The 402-nt window shown below is 60.7% G+C and carries 1 pseudogene; it reads right to left on the minus strand.

Annotated features, from left to right (window positions below):
* A pseudogene (locus AC5ZGW_RS47315) lies at positions 1-402 on the minus strand (hypothetical protein); the annotation flags it as partial.

The following is a 402-nucleotide window of genomic DNA, read 5'->3' on the forward strand; positions in this document are numbered from 1 at the left end:
GTCACATTGATTTGCGTGCAGAACATCGCCTGCCCAGTCGCGCCGGGGATGTTCGCTGGCGGGTTCGTCAGGTTCACGCGGTCCACGCCTGGCTGGTGCAGAGCCTGATAGATGCCTGACAGCGCAACGTCGTAACCGATCTTGTGCACCGAATCCGCATATGCCTGTGCAGCAGCCACTGCGGCCTGCCGCACAACAGTGGTATCCGGCCCATCGAACAGGACCAGTTCGGCGTCTATGGTGTATGTAACGATGCTGGCCGATTGAACGTTCACCTGGTCCGTCATCGGCCGCACGGTGTCCGCATTCAGCGCGGCAGTAACGGCATCGATTTCAGCCTGGCTGGCCGTGCCGTCGCCATTATTCGACAGAACATAAACCGTCACCACGCCAGGCGTCGGC

Source organism: Bradyrhizobium sp. Crot121 (assembly GCF_059512385.1).